We start from the raw sequence: 22,789 nt of genomic DNA, 5'->3' as shown, positions 1-22,789 counted from the left end.
TATCACTGCTACTACGGTAGAGGGATGTGATGTAAGTGCAGCACCAGCTGCCGTAACTACCGTTGCCGCTTTAGAAGGTTTAGGCTTAACAATATCAGATACATGTACTACGGATGCTAACTTAACAGTAACTAGTAGTGATTCAAGTACAGGTACTTGTCCGATTGTAATCACAAGAACCTATACCATTACTGATGAGTGTGGAAATGCAGAGACGGCAACTCACACAATAAATATTGATGATACAACAGCACCAAGTGTAACCGGAAGTATCACTGCTACTACGGTAGAGGGATGTGATGTAAGTGCAGCACCAGCTGCCGTAACTACCGTTGCAGCTTTAGAAGGTTTAGGCTTAACAATATCAGATACATGTACTACGGATGCTAACTTAACAGTAACTAGTAGTGATTCAAGTACAGGTACTTGTCCGATTGTAATCACAAGAACCTATACTATTACTGATGAGTGTGGAAATGCAGAGACGGCAACTCACACAATAAATATTGATGATACAACAGCACCAAGTGTAACCGGAAGTATCACTGCTACTACGGTAGAGGGATGTGATGTAAGTGCAGCACCAGCTGCCGTAACTACCGTTGCAGCTTTAGAAGGTTTAGGCTTAACAATATCAGATACATGTACTACGGATGCTAACTTAACAGTAACTAGTAGTGATTCAAGTACAGGTACTTGTCCGATTGTAATCACAAGAACCTATACCATTACTGATGAGTGTGGAAATGCAGAGACAGCAACTCACACGATAAATATTGATGATACAACAGCACCAAGTGTAACCGGAAGTATCACTGCTACTACGGTAGAGGGATGTGATGTAAGTGCAGCACCAGCTGCCGTAACTACCGTTGCAGCTTTAGAAGGTTTAGGCTTAACAATATCAGATACATGTACTACGGATGCTAACTTAACAGTAACTAGTAGTGATTCAAGTACAGGTACTTGTCCGATTGTAATCACAAGAACCTATACCATTACTGATGAGTGTGGAAATGCAGAGACAGCAACTCACACAATAAATATTGATGATACAACAGCACCAAGTGTAACCGGAAGTATCACTGCTACTACGGTAGAGGGATGTGATGTAAGTGCAGCACCAGCTGCCGTAACTACCGTTGCCGCTTTAGAAGGTTTAGGCTTAACAATATCAGATACATGTACTACGGATGCTAACTTAACAGTAACTAGTAGTGATTCAAGTACAGGTACTTGTCCGATTGTAATCACAAGAACCTATACCATTACTGATGAGTGTGGAAATGCAGAGACAGCAACTCACACGATAAATATTGATGATACAACAGCACCAAGTGTAACCGGAAGTATCACTGCTACTACGGTAGAGGGATGTGATGTAAGTGCAGCACCAGCTGCCGTAACTACCGTTGCAGCTTTAGAAGGTTTAGGCTTAACAATATCAGATACATGTACTACGGATGCTAACTTAACAGTAACTAGTAGTGATTCAAGTACAGGTACTTGTCCGATTGTAATCACAAGAACCTATACCATTACTGATGAGTGTGGAAATGCAGAGACAGCAACTCACACAATAAATATTGATGATACAACAGCACCAAGTGTAACCGGAAGTATCACTGCTACTACGGTAGAGGGATGTGATGTAAGTGCAGCACCAGCTGCCGTAACTACCGTTGCCGCTTTAGAAGGTTTAGGCTTAACAATATCAGATACATGTACTACGGATGCTAACTTAACAGTAACTAGTAGTGATTCAAGTACAGGTACTTGTCCGATTGTAATCACAAGAACCTATACCATTACTGATGAGTGTGGAAATGCAGAGACAGCAACTCACACAATAAATATTGATGATACAACAGCACCAAGTGTAACCGGAAGTATCACTGCTACTACGGTAGAGGGATGTGATGTAAGTGCAGCACCAGCTGCCGTAACTACCGTTGCCGCTTTAGAAGGTTTAGGCTTAACAATATCAGATACATGTACTACGGATGCTAACTTAACAGTAACAAGTAGTGATTCAAGTACAGGTACTTGTCCGATTGTAATCACAAGAACCTATACCATTACTGATGAGTGTGGAAATGCAGAGACAGCAACTCACACAATAAATATTGATGATACAACAGCACCAAGTGTAACCGGAAGTATCACTGCTACTACGGTAGAGGGATGTGATGTAAGTGCAGCACCAGCTGCCGTAACTACCGTTGCCGCTTTAGAAGGTTTAGGCTTAACAATATCAGATACATGTACTACGGATGCTAACTTAACAGTAACTAGTAGTGATTCAAGTACAGGTACTTGTCCGATTGTAATCACAAGAACCTATACTATTACTGATGAGTGTGGAAATGCAGAGACGGCAACTCACACAATAAATATTGATGATACAACAGCACCAAGTGTAACCGGAAGTATCACTGCTACTACGGTAGAGGGATGTGATGTAAGTGCAGCACCAGCTGCCGTAACTACCGTTGCAGCTTTAGAAGGTTTAGGCTTAACAATATCAGATACATGTACTACGGATGCTAACTTAACAGTAACTAGTAGTGATTCAAGTACAGGTACTTGTCCGATTGTAATCACAAGAACCTATACTATTACTGATGAGTGTGGAAATGCAGAGACAGCAACTCACACAATAAATATTGATGATACAACAGCACCAAGTGTAACCGGAAGTATCACTGCTACTACGGTAGAGGGATGTGATGTAAGTGCAGCACCAGCTGCCGTAACTACCGTTGCAGCTTTAGAAGGTTTAGGCTTAACAATATCAGATACATGTACTACGGATGCTAACTTAACAGTAACAAGTAGTGATTCAAGTACAGGTACTTGTCCGATTGTAATCACAAGAACCTATACCATTACTGATGAGTGTGGAAATGCAGAGACAGCAACTCACACAATAAATATTGATGATACAACAGCACCAAGTGTAACCGGAAGTATCACTGCTACTACGGTAGAGGGATGTGATGTAAGTGCAGCACCAGCTGCCGTAACTACCGTTGCCGCTTTAGAAGGTTTAGGCTTAACAATATCAGATACATGTACTACGGATGCTAACTTAACAGTAACTAGTAGTGATTCAAGTACAGGTACTTGTCCGATTGTAATCACAAGAACCTATACTATTACTGATGAGTGTGGAAATGCAGAGACAGCAACTCACACAATAAATATTGATGATACAACAGCACCAAGTGTAACCGGAAGTATCACTGCTACTACGGTAGAGGGATGTGATGTAAGTGCAGCACCAGCTGCCGTAACTACCGTTGCCGCTTTAGAAGGTTTAGGCTTAACAATATCAGATACATGTACTACGGATGCTAACTTAACAGTAACTAGTAGTGATTCAAGTACAGGTACTTGTCCGATTGTAATCACAAGAACCTATACCATTACTGATGAGTGTGGAAATGCAGAGACAGCAACTCACACAATAAATATTGATGATACAACAGCACCAAGTGTAACCGGAAGTATCACTGCTACTACGGTAGAGGGATGTGATGTAAGTGCAGCACCAGCTGCCGTAACTACCGTTGCAGCTTTAGAAGGTTTAGGCTTAACAATATCAGATACATGTACTACGGATGCTAACTTAACAGTAACTAGTAGTGATTCAAGTACAGGTACTTGTCCGATTGTAATCACAAGAACCTATACCATTACTGATGAGTGTGGAAATGCAGAGACAGCAACTCACACGATAAATATTGATGATACAACAGCACCAAGTGTAACCGGAAGTATCACTGCTACTACGGTAGAGGGATGTGATGTAAGTGCAGCACCAGCTGCCGTAACTACCGTTGCAGCTTTAGAAGGTTTAGGCTTAACAATATCAGATACATGTACTACGGATGCTAACTTAACAGTAACTAGTAGTGATTCAAGTACAGGTACTTGTCCGATTGTAATCACAAGAACCTATACCATTACTGATGAGTGTGGAAATGCAGAGACAGCAACTCACACAATAAATATTGATGATACAACAGCACCAAGTGTAACCGGAAGTATCACTGCTACTACGGTAGAGGGATGTGATGTAAGTGCAGCACCAGCTGCCGTAACTACCGTTGCCGCTTTAGAAGGTTTAGGCTTAACAATATCAGATACATGTACTACGGATGCTAACTTAACAGTAACTAGTAGTGATTCAAGTACAGGTACTTGTCCGATTGTAATCACAAGAACCTATACTATTACTGATGAGTGTGGAAATGCAGAGACAGCAACTCACACAATAAATATTGATGATACAACAGCACCAAGTGTAACCGGAAGTATCACTGCTACTACGGTAGAGGGATGTGATGTAAGTGCAGCACCAGCTGCGGTAACTACCGTTGCCGCTTTAGAAGGTTTAGGCTTAACAATATCAGATACATGTACTACGGATGCTAACTTAACAGTAACTAGTAGTGATTCAAGTACAGGTACTTGTCCGATTGTAATCACAAGAACCTATACCATTACTGATGAGTGTGGAAATGCAGAGACAGCAACTCACACAATAAATATTGATGATACAACAGCACCAAGTGTAACCGGAAGTATCACTGCTACTACGGTAGAGGGATGTGATGTAAGTGCAGCACCAGCTGCCGTAACTACCGTTGCCGCTTTAGAAGGTTTAGGCTTAACAATATCAGATACATGTACTACGGATGCTAACTTAACAGTAACTAGTAGTGATTCAAGTACAGGTACTTGTCCGATTGTAATCACAAGAACCTATACTATTACTGATGAGTGTGGAAATGCAGAGACAGCAACTCACACAATAAATATTGATGATACAACAGCACCAAGTGTAACCGGAAGTATCACTGCTACTACGGTAGAGGGATGTGATGTAAGTGCAGCACCAGCTGCCGTAACTACCGTTGCAGCTTTAGAAGGTTTAGGCTTAACAATATCAGATACATGTACTACGGATGCTAACTTAACAGTAACTAGTAGTGATTCAAGTACAGGTACTTGTCCGATTGTAATCACAAGAACCTATACCATTACTGATGAGTGTGGAAATGCAGAGACAGCAACTCACACGATAAATATTGATGATACAACAGCACCAAGTGTAACCGGAAGTATCACTGCTACTACGGTAGAGGGATGTGATGTAAGTGCAGCACCAGCTGCCGTAACTACCGTTGCCGCTTTAGAAGGTTTAGGCTTAACAATATCAGATACATGTACTACGGATGCTAACTTAACAGTAACTAGTAGTGATTCAAGTACAGGTACTTGTCCGATTGTAATCACAAGAACCTATACCATTACTGATGAGTGTGGAAATGCAGAGACAGCAACTCACACAATAAATATTGATGATACAACAGCACCAAGTGTAACCGGAAGTATCACTGCTACTACGGTAGAGGGATGTGATGTAAGTGCAGCACCAGCTGCCGTAACTACCGTTGCCGCTTTAGAAGGTTTAGGCTTAACAATATCAGATACATGTACTACGGATGCTAACTTAACAGTAACTAGTAGTGATTCAAGTACAGGTACTTGTCCGATTGTAATCACAAGAACCTATACTATTACTGATGAGTGTGGAAATGCAGAGACAGCAACTCACACGATAAATATTGATGATACAACAGCACCAAGTGTAACCGGAAGTATCACTGCTACTACGGTAGAGGGATGTGATGTAAGTGCAGCACCAGCTGCCGTAACTACCGTTGCAGCTTTAGAAGGTTTAGGCTTAACAATATCAGATACATGTACTACGGATGCTAACTTAACAGTAACAAGTAGTGATTCAAGTACAGGTACTTGTCCGATTGTAATCACAAGAACCTATACCATTACTGATGAGTGTGGAAATGCAGAGACAGCAACTCACACGATAAATATTGATGATACAACAGCACCAAGTGTAACCGGAAGTATCACTGCTACTACGGTAGAGGGATGTGATGTAAGTGCAGCACCAGCTGCCGTAACTACCGTTGCCGCTTTAGAAGGTTTAGGCTTAACAATATCAGATACATGTACTACGGATGCTAACTTAACAGTAACTAGTAGTGATTCAAGTACAGGTACTTGTCCGATTGTAATCACAAGAACCTATACTATTACTGATGAGTGTGGAAATGCAGAGACAGCAACTCACACGATAAATATTGATGATACAACAGCACCAAGTGTAACCGGAAGTATCACTGCTACTACGGTAGAGGGATGTGATGTAAGTGCAGCACCAGCTGCCGTAACTACCGTTGCCGCTTTAGAAGGTTTAGGCTTAACAATATCAGATACATGTACTACGGATGCTAACTTAACAGTAACTAGTAGTGATTCAAGTACAGGTACTTGTCCGATTGTAATCACAAGAACCTATACCATTACTGATGAGTGTGGAAATGCAGAGACAGCAACTCACACAATAAATATTGATGATACAACAGCACCAAGTGTAACCGGAAGTATCACTGCTACTACGGTAGAGGGATGTGATGTAAGTGCAGCACCAGCTGCCGTAACTACCGTTGCCGCTTTAGAAGGTTTAGGCTTAACAATATCAGATACATGTACTACGGATGCTAACTTAACAGTAACTAGTAGTGATTCAAGTACAGGTACTTGTCCGATTGTAATCACAAGAACCTATACCATTACTGATGAGTGTGGAAATGCAGAGACAGCAACTCACACGATAAATATTGATGATACAACAGCACCAAGTGTAACCGGAAGTATCACTGCTACTACGGTAGAGGGATGTGATGTAAGTGCAGCACCAGCTGCCGTAACTACCGTTGCCGCTTTAGAAGGTTTAGGCTTAACAATATCAGATACATGTACTACGGATGCTAACTTAACAGTAACTAGTAGTGATTCAAGTACAGGTACTTGTCCGATTGTAATCACAAGAACCTATACCATTACTGATGAGTGTGGAAATGCAGAGACAGCAACTCACACGATAAATATTGATGATACAACAGCACCAAGTGTAACCGGAAGTATCACTGCTACTACGGTAGAGGGATGTGATGTAAGTGCAGCACCAGCTGCCGTAACTACCGTTGCAGCTTTAGAAGGTTTAGGCTTAACAATATCAGATACATGTACTACGGATGCTAACTTAACAGTAACTAGTAGTGATTCAAGTACAGGTACTTGTCCGATTGTAATCACAAGAACCTATACCATTACTGATGAGTGTGGAAATGCAGAGACAGCAACTCACACAATAAATATTGATGATACAACAGCACCAAGTGTAACCGGAAGTATCACTGCTACTACGGTAGAGGGATGTGATGTAAGTGCAGCACCAGCTGCCGTAACTACCGTTGCAGCTTTAGAAGGTTTAGGCTTAACAATATCAGATACATGTACTACGGATGCTAACTTAACAGTAACTAGTAGTGATTCAAGTACAGGTACTTGTCCGATTGTAATCACAAGAACCTATACCATTACTGATGAGTGTGGAAATGCAGAGACAGCAACTCACACAATAAATATTGATGATACAACAGCACCAAGTGTAACCGGAAGTATCACTGCTACTACGGTAGAGGGATGTGATGTAAGTGCAGCACCAGCTGCCGTAACTACCGTTGCCGCTTTAGAAGGTTTAGGCTTAACAATATCAGATACATGTACTACGGATGCTAACTTAACAGTAACTAGTAGTGATTCAAGTACAGGTACTTGTCCGATTGTAATCACAAGAACCTATACTATTACTGATGAGTGTGGAAATGCAGAGACGGCAACTCACACAATAAATATTGATGATACAACAGCACCAAGTGTAACCGGAAGTATCACTGCTACTACGGTAGAGGGATGTGATGTAAGTGCAGCACCAGCTGCCGTAACTACCGTTGCCGCTTTAGAAGGTTTAGGCTTAACAATATCAGATACATGTACTACGGATGCTAACTTAACAGTAACTAGTAGTGATTCAAGTACAGGTACTTGTCCGATTGTAATCACAAGAACCTATACCATTACTGATGAGTGTGGAAATGCAGAGACAGCAACTCACACAATAAATATTGATGATACAACAGCACCAAGTGTAACCGGAAGTATCACTGCTACTACGGTAGAGGGATGTGATGTAAGTGCAGCACCAGCTGCCGTAACTACCGTTGCCGCTTTAGAAGGTTTAGGCTTAACAATATCAGATACATGTACTACGGATGCTAACTTAACAGTAACTAGTAGTGATTCAAGTACAGGTACTTGTCCGATTGTAATCACAAGAACCTATACCATTACTGATGAGTGTGGAAATGCAGAGACAGCAACTCACACAATAAATATTGATGATACAACAGCACCAAGTGTAACCGGAAGTATCACTGCTACTACGGTAGAGGGATGTGATGTAAGTGCAGCACCAGCTGCCGTAACTACCGTTGCCGCTTTAGAAGGTTTAGGCTTAACAATATCAGATACATGTACTACGGATGCTAACTTAACAGTAACTAGTAGTGATTCAAGTACAGGTACTTGTCCGATTGTAATCACAAGAACCTATACCATTACTGATGAGTGTGGAAATGCAGAGACAGCAACTCACACGATAAATATTGATGATACAACAGCACCAAGTGTAACCGGAAGTATCACTGCTACTACGGTAGAGGGATGTGATGTAAGTGCAGCACCAGCTGCCGTAACTACCGTTGCAGCTTTAGAAGGTTTAGGCTTAACAATATCAGATACATGTACTACGGATGCTAACTTAACAGTAACTAGTAGTGATTCAAGTACAGGTACTTGTCCGATTGTAATCACAAGAACCTATACCATTACTGATGAGTGTGGAAATGCAGAGACAGCAACTCACACAATAAATATTGATGATACAACAGCACCAAGTGTAACCGGAAGTATCACTGCTACTACGGTAGAGGGATGTGATGTAAGTGCAGCACCAGCTGCCGTAACTACCGTTGCCGCTTTAGAAGGTTTAGGCTTAACAATATCAGATACATGTACTACGGATGCTAACTTAACAGTAACTAGTAGTGATTCAAGTACAGGTACTTGTCCGATTGTAATCACAAGAACCTATACCATTACTGATGAGTGTGGAAATGCAGAGACAGCAACTCACACAATAAATATTGATGATACAACAGCACCAAGTGTAACCGGAAGTATCACTGCTACTACGGTAGAGGGATGTGATGTAAGTGCAGCACCAGCTGCCGTAACTACCGTTGCCGCTTTAGAAGGTTTAGGCTTAACAATATCAGATACATGTACTACGGATGCTAACTTAACAGTAACTAGTAGTGATTCAAGTACAGGTACTTGTCCGATTGTAATCACAAGAACCTATACCATTACTGATGAGTGTGGAAATGCAGAGACAGCAACTCACACGATAAATATTGATGATACAACAGCACCAAGTGTAACCGGAAGTATCACTGCTACTACGGTAGAGGGATGTGATGTAAGTGCAGCACCAGCTGCCGTAACTACCGTTGCAGCTTTAGAAGGTTTAGGCTTAACAATATCAGATACATGTACTACGGATGCTAACTTAACAGTAACTAGTAGTGATTCAAGTACAGGTACTTGTCCGATTGTAATCACAAGAACCTATACCATTACTGATGAGTGTGGAAATGCAGAGACAGCAACTCACACAATAAATATTGATGATACAACAGCACCAAGTGTAACCGGAAGTATCACTGCTACTACGGTAGAGGGATGTGATGTAAGTGCAGCACCAGCTGCCGTAACTACCGTTGCCGCTTTAGAAGGTTTAGGCTTAACAATATCAGATACATGTACTACGGATGCTAACTTAACAGTAACAAGTAGTGATTCAAGTACAGGTACTTGTCCGATTGTAATCACAAGAACCTATACCATTACTGATGAGTGTGGAAATGCAGAGACAGCAACTCACACAATAAATATTGATGATACAACAGCACCAAGTGTAACCGGAAGTATCACTGCTACTACGGTAGAGGGATGTGATGTAAGTGCAGCACCAGCTGCCGTAACTACCGTTGCCGCTTTAGAAGGTTTAGGCTTAACAATATCAGATACATGTACTACGGATGCTAACTTAACAGTAACTAGTAGTGATTCAAGTACAGGTACTTGTCCGATTGTAATCACAAGAACCTATACTATTACTGATGAGTGTGGAAATGCAGAGACGGCAACTCACACAATAAATATTGATGATACAACAGCACCAAGTGTAACCGGAAGTATCACTGCTACTACGGTAGAGGGATGTGATGTAAGTGCAGCACCAGCTGCCGTAACTACCGTTGCAGCTTTAGAAGGTTTAGGCTTAACAATATCAGATACATGTACTACGGATGCTAACTTAACAGTAACTAGTAGTGATTCAAGTACAGGTACTTGTCCGATTGTAATCACAAGAACCTATACTATTACTGATGAGTGTGGAAATGCAGAGACAGCAACTCACACAATAAATATTGATGATACAACAGCACCAAGTGTAACCGGAAGTATCACTGCTACTACGGTAGAGGGATGTGATGTAAGTGCAGCACCAGCTGCCGTAACTACCGTTGCAGCTTTAGAAGGTTTAGGCTTAACAATATCAGATACATGTACTACGGATGCTAACTTAACAGTAACAAGTAGTGATTCAAGTACAGGTACTTGTCCGATTGTAATCACAAGAACCTATACCATTACTGATGAGTGTGGAAATGCAGAGACAGCAACTCACACAATAAATATTGATGATACAACAGCACCAAGTGTAACCGGAAGTATCACTGCTACTACGGTAGAGGGATGTGATGTAAGTGCAGCACCAGCTGCCGTAACTACCGTTGCCGCTTTAGAAGGTTTAGGCTTAACAATATCAGATACATGTACTACGGATGCTAACTTAACAGTAACTAGTAGTGATTCAAGTACAGGTACTTGTCCGATTGTAATCACAAGAACCTATACTATTACTGATGAGTGTGGAAATGCAGAGACAGCAACTCACACAATAAATATTGATGATACAACAGCACCAAGTGTAACCGGAAGTATCACTGCTACTACGGTAGAGGGATGTGATGTAAGTGCAGCACCAGCTGCCGTAACTACCGTTGCCGCTTTAGAAGGTTTAGGCTTAACAATATCAGATACATGTACTACGGATGCTAACTTAACAGTAACTAGTAGTGATTCAAGTACAGGTACTTGTCCGATTGTAATCACAAGAACCTATACCATTACTGATGAGTGTGGAAATGCAGAGACAGCAACTCACACGATAAATATTGATGATACAACAGCACCAAGTGTAACCGGAAGTATCACTGCTACTACGGTAGAGGGATGTGATGTAAGTGCAGCACCAGCTGCCGTAACTACCGTTGCAGCTTTAGAAGGTTTAGGCTTAACAATATCAGATACATGTACTACGGATGCTAACTTAACAGTAACTAGTAGTGATTCAAGTACAGGTACTTGTCCGATTGTAATCACAAGAACCTATACCATTACTGATGAGTGTGGAAATGCAGAGACAGCAACTCACACAATAAATATTGATGATACAACAGCACCAAGTGTAACCGGAAGTATCACTGCTACTACGGTAGAGGGATGTGATGTAAGTGCAGCACCAGCTGCCGTAACTACCGTTGCCGCTTTAGAAGGTTTAGGCTTAACAATATCAGATACATGTACTACGGATGCTAACTTAACAGTAACTAGTAGTGATTCAAGTACAGGTACTTGTCCGATTGTAATCACAAGAACCTATACCATTACTGATGAGTGTGGAAATGCAGAGACAGCAACTCACACAATAAATATTGATGATACAACAGCACCAAGTGTAACCGGAAGTATCACTGCTACTACGGTAGAGGGATGTGATGTAAGTGCAGCACCAGCTGCCGTAACTACCGTTGCAGCTTTAGAAGGTTTAGGCTTAACAATATCAGATACATGTACTACGGATGCTAACTTAACAGTAACTAGTAGTGATTCAAGTACAGGTACTTGTCCGATTGTAATCACAAGAACCTATACTATTACTGATGAGTGTGGAAATGCAGAGACAGCAACTCACACAATAAATATTGATGATACAACAGCACCAAGTGTAACCGGAAGTATCACTGCTACTACGGTAGAGGGATGTGATGTAAGTGCAGCACCAGCTGCGGTAACTACCGTTGCAGCTTTAGAAGGTTTAGGCTTAACAATATCAGATACATGTACTACGGATGCTAACTTAACAGTAACTAGTAGTGATTCAAGTACAGGTACTTGTCCGATTGTAATCACAAGAACCTATACCATTACTGATGAGTGTGGAAATGCAGAGACAGCAACTCACACAATAAATATTGATGATACAACAGCACCAAGTGTAACCGGAAGTATCACTGCTACTACGGTAGAGGGATGTGATGTAAGTGCAGCACCAGCTGCCGTAACTACCGTTGCCGCTTTAGAAGGTTTAGGCTTAACAATATCAGATACATGTACTACGGATGCTAACTTAACAGTAACTAGTAGTGATTCAAGTACAGGTACTTGTCCGATTGTAATCACAAGAACCTATACTATTACTGATGAGTGTGGAAATGCAGAGACAGCAACTCACACAATAAATATTGATGATACAACAGCACCAAGTGTAACCGGAAGTATCACTGCTACTACGGTAGAGGGATGTGATGTAAGTGCAGCACCAGCTGCCGTAACTACCGTTGCCGCTTTAGAAGGTTTAGGCTTAACAATATCAGATACATGTACTACGGATGCTAACTTAACAGTAACTAGTAGTGATTCAAGTACAGGTACTTGTCCGATTGTAATCACAAGAACCTATACCATTACTGATGAGTGTGGAAATGCAGAGACAGCAACTCACACGATAAATATTGATGATACAACAGCACCAAGTGTAACCGGAAGTATCACTGCTACTACGGTAGAGGGATGTGATGTAAGTGCAGCACCAGCTGCCGTAACTACCGTTGCCGCTTTAGAAGGTTTAGGCTTAACAATATCAGATACATGTACTACGGATGCTAACTTAACAGTAACTAGTAGTGATTCAAGTACAGGTACTTGTCCGATTGTAATCACAAGAACCTATACCATTACTGATGAGTGTGGAAATGCAGAGACAGCAACTCACACAATAAATATTGATGATACAACAGCACCAAGTGTAACCGGAAGTATCACTGCTACTACGGTAGAGGGATGTGATGTAAGTGCAGCACCAGCTGCCGTAACTACCGTTGCCGCTTTAGAAGGTTTAGGCTTAACAATATCAGATACATGTACTACGGATGCTAACTTAACAGTAACTAGTAGTGATTCAAGTACAGGTACTTGTCCGATTGTAATCACAAGAACCTATACTATTACTGATGAGTGTGGAAATGCAGAGACAGCAACTCACACGATAAATATTGATGATACAACAGCACCAAGTGTAACCGGAAGTATCACTGCTACTACGGTAGAGGGATGTGATGTAAGTGCAGCACCAGCTGCCGTAACTACCGTTGCAGCTTTAGAAGGTTTAGGCTTAACAATATCAGATACATGTACTACGGATGCTAACTTAACAGTAACAAGTAGTGATTCAAGTACAGGTACTTGTCCGATTGTAATCACAAGAACCTATACCATTACTGATGAGTGTGGAAATGCAGAGACAGCAACTCACACGATAAATATTGATGATACAACAGCACCAAGTGTAACCGGAAGTATCACTGCTACTACGGTAGAGGGATGTGATGTAAGTGCAGCACCAGCTGCCGTAACTACCGTTGCCGCTTTAGAAGGTTTAGGCTTAACAATATCAGATACATGTACTACGGATGCTAACTTAACAGTAACTAGTAGTGATTCAAGTACAGGTACTTGTCCGATTGTAATCACAAGAACCTATACTATTACTGATGAGTGTGGAAATGCAGAGACAGCAACTCACACGATAAATATTGATGATACAACAGCACCAAGTGTAACCGGAAGTATCACTGCTACTACGGTAGAGGGATGTGATGTAAGTGCAGCACCAGCTGCCGTAACTACCGTTGCCGCTTTAGAAGGTTTAGGCTTAACAATATCAGATACATGTACTACGGATGCTAACTTAACAGTAACTAGTAGTGATTCAAGTACAGGTACTTGTCCGATTGTAATCACAAGAACCTATACCATTACTGATGAGTGTGGAAATGCAGAGACAGCAACTCACACAATAAATATTGATGATACAACAGCACCAAGTGTAACCGGAAGTATCACTGCTACTACGGTAGAGGGATGTGATGTAAGTGCAGCACCAGCTGCCGTAACTACCGTTGCCGCTTTAGAAGGTTTAGGCTTAACAATATCAGATACATGTACTACGGATGCTAACTTAACAGTAACTAGTAGTGATTCAAGTACAGGTACTTGTCCGATTGTAATCACAAGAACCTATACCATTACTGATGAGTGTGGAAATGCAGAGACAGCAACTCACACGATAAATATTGATGATACAACAGCACCAAGTGTAACCGGAAGTATCACTGCTACTACGGTAGAGGGATGTGATGTAAGTGCAGCACCAGCTGCCGTAACTACCGTTGCAGCTTTAGAAGGTTTAGGCTTAACAATATCAGATACATGTACTACGGATGCTAACTTAACAGTAACAAGTAGTGATTCAAGTACAGGTACTTGTCCGATTGTAATCACAAGAACCTATACCATTACTGATGAGTGTGGAAATGCAGAGACAGCAACTCACACGATAAATATTGATGATACAACAGCACCAAGTGTAACCGGAAGTATCACTGCTACTACGGTAGAGGGATGTGATGTAAGTGCAGCACCAGCTGCCGTAACTACCGTTGCAGCTTTAGAAGGTTTAGGCTTAACAATATCAGATACATGTACTACGGATGCTAACTTAACAGTAACTAGTAGTGATTCAAGTACAGGTACTTGTCCGATTGTAATCACAAGAACCTATACCATTACTGATGAGTGTGGAAATGCAGAGACAGCAACTCACACGATAAATATTGATGATACAACAGCACCAAGTGTAACCGGAAGTATCACTGCTACTACGGTAGAGGGATGTGATGTAAGTGCAGCACCAGCTGCCGTAACTACCGTTGCAGCTTTAGAAGGTTTAGGCTTAACAATATCAGATACATGTACTACGGATGCTAACTTAACAGTAACAAGTAGTGATTCAAGTACAGGTACTTGTCCGATTGTAATCACAAGAACCTATACCATTACTGATGAGTGTGGAAATGCAGAGACAGCAACTCACACGATAAATATTGATGATACAACAGCACCAAGTGTAACCGGAAGTATCACTGCTACTACGGTAGAGGGATGTGATGTAAGTGCAGCACCAGCTGCCGTAACTACCGTTGCAGCTTTAGAAGGTTTAGGCTTAACAATATCAGATACATGTACTACGGATGCTAACTTAACAGTAACTAGTAGTGATTCAAGTACAGGTACTTGTCCGATTGTAATCACAAGAACCTATACCATTACTGATGAGTGTGGAAATGCAGAGACAGCAACTCACACGATAAATATTGATGATACAACAGCACCAAGTGTAACCGGAAGTATCACTGCTACTACGGTAGAGGGATGTGATGTAAGTGCAGCACCAGCTGCCGTAACTACCGTTGCAGCTTTAGAAGGTTTAGGCTTAACAATATCAGATACATGTACTACGGATGCTAACTTAACAGTAACAAGTAGTGATTCAAGTACAGGTACTTGTCCGATTGTAATCACAAGAACCTATACTATTACTGATGAGTGTGGAAATGCAGAGACAGCAACTCACACAATAAATATTGATGATACAACAGCACCAAGTGTAACCGGAAGTATCACTGCTACTACGGTAGAGGGATGTGATGTAAGTGCAGCACCAGCTGCGGTAACTACCGTTGCAGCTTTAGAAGGTTTAGGCTTAACAATATCAGATACATGTACTACGGATGCTAACTTAACAGTAACTAGTAGTGATTCAAGTACAGGTACTTGTCCGATTGTAATCACAAGAACCTATACTATTACTGATGAGTGTGGAAATGCAGAGACAGCAACTCACACAATAAATATTGATGATACAACAGCACCAAGTGTAACCGGAAGTATCACTGCTACTACGGTAGAGGGATGTGATGTAAGTGCAGCACCAGCTGCGGTAACTACCGTTGCAGCTTTAGAAGGTTTAGGCTTAACAATATCAGATACATGTACTACGGATGCTAACTTAACAGTAACAAGTAGTGATTCAAGTACAGGTACTTGTCCGATTGTAATCACAAGAACCTATACCATTACTGATGAGTGTGGAAATGCAGAGACAGCAACTCACACAATAAATATTGATGATACAACAGCACCAAGTGTAACCGGAAGTATCACTGCTACTACGGTAGAGGGATGTGATGTAAGTGCAGCACCAGCTGCCGTAACTACCGTTGCAGCTTTAGAAGGTTTAGGCTTAACAATATCAGATACATGTACTACGGATGCTAACTTAACAGTAACTAGTAGTGATTCAAGTACAGGTACTTGTCCGATTGTAATCACAAGAACCTATACCATTACTGATGAGTGTGGAAATGCAGAGACAGCAACTCACACAATAAATATTGATGATACAACAGCACCAAGTGTAACCGGAAGTATCACTGCTACTACGGTAGAGGGATGTGATGTAAGTGCAGCACCAGCTGCCGTAACTACCGTTGCAGCTTTAGAAGGTTTAGGCTTAACAATATCAGATACATGTACTACGGATGCTAACTTAACAGTAACTAGTAGTGATTCAAGTACAGGTACTTGTCCGATTGTAATCACAAGAACCTATACCATTACTGATGAGTGTGGAAATGCAGAGACAGCAACTCACACAATAAATATTGATGATACAACAGCACCAAGTGTAACCGGAAGTATCACTGCTACTACGGTAGAGGGATGTGATGTAAGTGCAGCACCAGCTGCCGTAACTACCGTTGCAGCTTTAGAAGGTTTAGGCTTAACAATATCAGATACATGTACTACGGATGCTAACTTAACAGTAACAAGTAGTGATTCAAGTACAGGTACTTGTCCGATTGTAATCACAAGAACCTATACTATTACTGATGAGTGTGGAAATGCAGAGACAGCAACTCACACAATAAATATTGATGATACAACAGCACCAAGTGTAACCGGAAGTATCACTGCTACTACGGTAGAGGGATGTGATGTAAGTGCAGCACCAGCTGCCGTAACTACCGTTGCAGCTTTAGAAGGTTTAGGCTTAACAATATCAGATACATGTACTACGGATGCTAACTTAACAGTAACTAGTAGTGATTCAAGTACAGGTACTTGTCCGATTGTAATCACAAGAACCTATACTATTACTGATGAGTGTGGAAATGCAGAGACAGCAACTCACACAATAAATATTGATGATACAACAGCACCAAGTGTAACCGGAAGTATCACTGCTACTACGGTAGAGGGATGTGATGTAAGTGCAGCACCAGCTGCGGTAACTACCGTTGCAGCTTTAGAAGGTTTAGGCTTAACAATATCAGATACATGTACTACGGATGCTAACTTAACAGTAACAAGTAGTGATTCAAGTACAGGTACTTGTCCGATTGTAATCACAAGAACCTATACCATTACTGATGAGTGTGGAAATGCAGAGACAGCAACTCACACAATAAATATTGATGATACAACAGCACCAAGTGTAACCGGAAGTATCACTGCTACTACGGTAGAGGGATGTGATGTAAGTGCAGCACCAGCTGCCGTAACTACCGTTGCAGCTTTAGAAGGTTTAGGCTTAACAATATCAGATACATGTACTACGGATGCTAACTTAACAGTAACTAGTAGTGATTCAAGTGTAGCAGGAACTTTACCTAACCTTGTAGTCATCACAAGAACCTATACTATTACTGATGAGTGTGGAAATGCAGAGACAACTACTCATACAATTAACATAGCAGATACAACTGCACCAGTAGTACCTACTTTATCAGCTGTTACAGTGGGATGTAATGTAGCTTTAATTGCTCCAACAACTACCGATGCTTGTGGAGGAACTATAACTGGAACTACAACAGATACCCTGAATTTTGTAGATGGAGGAAGTACTACAATTACTTGGACGTTTGATGATGGAAATGGAAATACTAGTACTGCTACTCAAGTTTATAATTATGATAGTAATCTACTACCAACAGTAAATAGTCAAGTTACTAACGACACTACACCAGTAATCACAGGTACTGCAGATTCAGCAGATACGATTACAGTAACAGTAAACGGAGTAACGTATACGGAAGGAGATGGTAACTTAGTAGATAATGGAGATGGAACATGGACATTAAACATTCCAGCAGGAAATGAGATTCCAGAAGGAACGTATGATGTTTCAGTAAATGATGATTCTTGTCCTGATTCAACTACAGATGAATTAATCATTGATACTACTGCACCAACAGTACCAACAGTAAACAGTCAAGTTACTAACGATACTACACCAGTAATCACAGGTACTGCAGATTCAGCAGATACGATTACCGTAACAGTAAACGGAGTAACGTATACAGAAGGAGATGGTAACTTAGTAGATAATGGAGATGGAACATGGACATTAAACATTCCAGCAGGAAATGAGATTCCAGAAGGAACGTATGATGTAACAGTAGAAGCTACAGATGCAGCAGGAAATACAAGTTCAGATGTAACAACAGATGAATTAATCATTGATACTACTGCACCAACAGTACCAACAGTAAACAGTCAAGTTACTAACGACACTACACCAGTAATCACAGGTACTGCAGATTCAGCAGATACGATTACCGTAACAGTAAACGGAGTAACGTATACAGAAGGAGATGGTAACTTAGTAGATAATGGAGATGGAACATGGACATTAAACATTCCAGCAGGAAATGAGATTCCAGAAGGAACGTATGATGTAACAGTAGAAGCTACAGATGCAGCAGGAAATACAAGTTCAGATGTAACAACAGATGAATTAATCATTGATACTACTGCACCAACAGTACCAACAGTAAACAGTCAAGTTACTAACGATACTACACCAGTAATCACAGGTACTGCAGATTCAGCAGATACGATTACCGTAACAGTAAACGGAGTAACGTATACAGAAGGAGATGGTAACTTAGTAGATAATGGAGATGGAACATGGACATTAAACATTCCAGCAGGAAATGAGATTCCAGAAGGAACGTATGATGTAACAGTAGAAGCTACAGATGCAGCAGGAAATACAAGTTCAGATGTAACAACAGATGAATTAATCATTGATACTACTGCACCAACAGTACCAACAGTAAACAGTCAAGTTACTAACGACACTACACCAGTAATCACAGGTACTGCAGATTCAGCAGATACGATTACCGTAACAGTAAACGGAGTAACGTATACAGAAGGAGATGGTAACTTAGTAGATAATGGAGATGGAACATGGACATTAAACATTCCAGCAGGAAATGAGATTCCAGAAGGAACGTATGATGTAACAGTAGAAGCTACAGATGCAGCAGGAAATACAAGTTCAGATGTAACAACAGATGAATTAATCATTGATACTACTGCACCAACAGTACCAACAGTAAACAGTCAAGTTACTAACGACACTACACCAGTAATCACAGGTACTGCAGATTCGGCAGATACGATTACCGTAACAGTAAACGGAGTAACGTATACAGAAGGAGATGGTAACTTAGTAGATAATGGAGATGGAACATGGACATTAAACATTCCAGCAGGAAATGAGATTCCAGAAGGAACGTATGATGTAACAGTAGAAGCTACAGATGCAGCAGGAAATACAAGTTCAGATGTAACAACAGATGAATTAATCATTGATACTACTGCACCAACAGTACCAACAGTAAACAGTCAAGTTACTAATGATACTACACCAGTAATCACAGGTACTGCAGATTCGGCAGATACGATTACCGTAACAGTAAACGGAGTAACGTATACAGAAGGAGATGGTAACTTAGTAGATAATGGAGATGGAACATGGACATTAAACATTCCAGCAGGAAATGAGATTCCAGAAGGAACGTATGATGTAACAGTAGAAGCTACAGATGCAGCAGGAAATACAAGTTCAGATGTAACAACAGATGAATTAATCATTGATACTACTGCACCAACAGTACCAACAGTAAACAGTCAAGTTACTAATGATACTACACCAGTAATCACAGGTACTGCAGATTCGGCAGATACGATTACCGTAACAGTAAACGGAGTAACGTATACAGAAGGAGATGGTAACTTAGTAGATAATGGAGATGGAACATGGACATTAAACATTCCAGCAGGAAATGAGATTCCAGAAGGAACGTATGATGTAACAGTAGAAGCTACAGATGCAGCAGGAAATACAAGTTCAGATGTAACAACAGATGAATTAATCATTGATACTACTGCACCAACAGTACCAACAGTAAACAGTCAAGTTACTAATGATACTACACCAGTAATCACAGGTACTGCAGATTCGGCAGATACGATTACCGTAACAGTAAACGGAGTAACGTATACAGAAGGAGATGGTAACTTAGTAGATAATGGAGATGGAACATGGACATTAAACATTCCAGCAGGAAATGAGATTCCAGAAGGAACGTATGATGTAACAGTAGAAGCTACAGATGCTGCAGGAAATACAAGTTCAGATGTAACTACGGATGAATTAACTATAGCTACTGATACAGATGGAGATGGAATACCAGATGTTGATGATGTAGATGACGATAATGATGGAATTCCAGATGTTGCAGAAGGAAATGGTGATACAGATGGTGACGGAGTACCAGATAGTTTAGACTTAGATAGTGATAATGATGGTATTTTAGATGTTGATGAAGGAGGAAATGGAGTATTAGATACTAATAATGATGGAGTTATTGACGCGAACGATTCAGGTTTTGCAGATACTAATAATGACGGACAAGCAGATGGATCTGTAGATGTAAATGAAGAGCCAGATACAGATGGAGATGGAGTACCGGATTACCAGGATTTAGATAGTGATAACGATGGAATCAATGATGTTATTGAGAACGGAAATGGTTCATCTGATACTAACAATGATGGAGTTATAGATGCTAATGATACTGGAGGTGCAGATACCGATGGAGATGGTATTGCAGATAGTATTGATGGTGATACATCAGGATTTGGAGAAGGAGACTCAGGAACGGAAGATGTTGTTGATAGTGATGGAGATGGAGTGTCAGATTATCAAGATTTAGATAGTGATAATGACGGAGTAAATGATGTTGAAGAAGGTGGTAATGATGATACTGATGGAGATGGTCAAGTAGATAATCCAGATGTAGATTCTGATGGAGATGGAATTGCTGATAGTGTTGATGGATTAGATGGACATGGAGATGCAAATGATCCTGATAATGATTCTGACCCAATTGATCCAAATAGTGGAGGTAATGGAGTTCTTTCTGGTGGAGATTCAGATGGAGATGGTATTCTTGACCCTGTTGATGGATTAGATGGATTTGGAGATGCTATTGATACCGATGGAGATGGAATTGCAGATATTGATGATGTTGATGATGATAATGATGGTATTCCAGATATTGATGAAGGAAATGACGATACTGATGGAGATGGTATTCCAGATAGCTTAGATCTAGATAGTGATAATGATGGTATTTTAGATGTTGATGAAGGAGGAAACGGAGCTTTAGATACTAATGGAGATGGCGTTATTGATGCGAATGATTCTGACTTTGCAGATGCTAATAATGACGGACAAGCAGATGGATCTGTAGATGCAAATGAGGAGCCAGATACAGATGGAGATGGAGTTCCTGACTACAAAGATTTAGATAGTGATAACGATGGTATTAACGACGTAATTGAAGATGAAAACGTAGATGTTAATAACGATGGTATTGCAGATGGTGTAGATGCAGATGGAGATGGAATTGTAGATAGCGTTGATGCTGATGATAGTGTATTTGGTGAGGGATCAAATGGAGAACCTGATAATACAGATAGTGACGGAGATGGAATTCCTGATTACCAAGATTTAGATAGTGATGATGATGGAGTTAATGATGTTGAAGAAGGAGGTAACGATGACGCAGATGGAAATGGTGTTATTGACGGTATTGATACGGATGGTGACGGAATCTTAGATGAAGTTGACGATGACGTTCTGAACTTTGGAGATGATGGAAATACAGATGTAAATGATACAGATCCAACAGATCCTGTTAGTGGAGGAGTAGGAGTTGTAACAGATACTGGTACAGATGAAGATGGAGATGGAATTGCTGATAGTGTTGATGGTTTAGACGGATTTGGAGATGCTATTGATGATAGTTGTATCAAAGATGAAAATTATATCATTAGTCCAAATGGAGATGATACCAACCAATATTTACACATTCCTTGTATTGATAATCCAGAGTATAGAAACAATACTATAGAAATTGTTAACCGTTGGGGTAACACAGTATTTAAGATGAAGGGATATTCTAATATTGAAGCCGACAAGAGGTTTGAAGGAATATCAAATGGAAGAGTAAATATTAATGTAGATGATAAATTGCCGGTTGGAACATATTTCTATATCTTAGATTTAGGAAATGGTTCTAAAGTAAGAAAAGGTTGGATTTATATTAACAGGTAA

1 protein-coding gene (cut by a window edge) is annotated in these 22,789 nt (G+C 40.6%); it reads left to right on the top strand.

The window, feature by feature from the left end:
• Positions 1 to 22,789: the 3' portion of an Ig-like domain-containing protein gene (locus ABNT22_RS13150; RefSeq protein ID WP_348727112.1), read on the top strand. It extends 8,096 nt beyond the left edge of the window; the window shows 22,789 of its 30,885 coding nt (coding positions 8,097–30,885); the start codon falls outside the window, past its left edge; its stop codon occupies positions 22,787 to 22,789.

Source organism: Tenacibaculum sp. 190130A14a, assembly GCF_964048965.1.
In the GTDB taxonomy this organism is placed as follows: Bacteria; Bacteroidota; Bacteroidia; order Flavobacteriales; family Flavobacteriaceae; genus Polaribacter; species Polaribacter polynesiense.
The sequence above is the reverse complement of the archived record's forward strand: the minus strand, read 5'-3'. Positions and strand labels throughout refer to the sequence as shown.